Below are 1059 nucleotides of genomic sequence, written 5' to 3' on the forward strand. Positions count from 1 at the left end.
CCGTGGCCAAGCGTAAGGGCACGAATGCGGCCGCGCTTGCGCATCAGATTGAGGACCGGGTGAACGCCCTGTGCGCGGCCGTCCTACCCGCGGACGTGGAGGTGGCCATCACGCGCAACTACGGCGAGACGGCGACGGACAAATCCAACGAGCTGCTCTTCCACATGCTGCTGGCCGTGCTCTCGGTCTCTGCGCTGATCTGGTGGGCATTAGGACGCCGGGAAGCCGCGGTGGTGCTCATCGCGATTCCCGTCACGCTCGCGCTCACGATGTTCCTGTTCTCGCTGTATGGCTACACGCTCAACCGCATCACGCTCTTTGCGCTCATCTTTTCCATCGGCATTCTGGTCGACGATGCGATTGTCGTGGTCGAGAACATCGTGCGGCACGCGCGCCTGGGGTCGAGCGACGCACGTGGCCTCGCGGCAATGACGATCAAGGCCGTCGATGAAGTGGGGAATCCGACGATCCTCGCCACGCTCGCGGTCGTGGCGGCCATCCTGCCGATGGCGTTCGTTGGCGGCTTGATGGGGCCGTACATGCGGCCGATCCCGATCGGCGCCTCGGCGGCCATGGTGTTCTCGCTGCTCGTCGCCTTCATCGTGACACCCTGGGCCGCGGTCCGGTTGCTCGCGCACCCTGTCGGTCATGAGCACCGGCAGGAAGATCGTCTCACCAAGATCTATCGGCGGGCGATGGAGCCGCTGATCAATCATCCACGGGCGCGTGCAGGGTTCTTGGCAGGCGTGCTCGTGCTGCTCCTCGTCGCAGTCGCGCTCGTGCCGTTGAAGCTCGTCACCGTGAAGATGCTGCCGTTCGACAACAAGAGCGAGTTCCAGGTGGTGATCGACATGCCAGAGGGCACGCCGCTCGAGCAGACGGCGAGGGTTGCAGCCGCACTTGCCGAGGAAGCCCTGACCGATCCAGACGTGACCAACGTGCAGAGCTACAGTGGTACAGTCTCGCCTTACAACTTCAACGGATTGGTCCGTCACTATTTCCTGCGCCAAGCGCCGCACATGGCCGACCTGCAGGTAAACCTGAGGCCGAAGTCGGATC

1 protein-coding gene is annotated in these 1059 nt (G+C 63.7%); it reads left to right on the plus strand.

From position 1 onward, the window contains the following. A partial coding sequence (locus GEV06_28605; GenBank protein MPZ21811.1) for an AcrB/AcrD/AcrF family protein occupies positions 1 to 1059 on the plus strand: 1059 nt, incomplete at both ends.

Source organism: Luteitalea sp., assembly GCA_009377605.1.
Classification (GTDB): domain Bacteria; phylum Acidobacteriota; class Vicinamibacteria; order Vicinamibacterales; family Vicinamibacteraceae; genus WHTT01.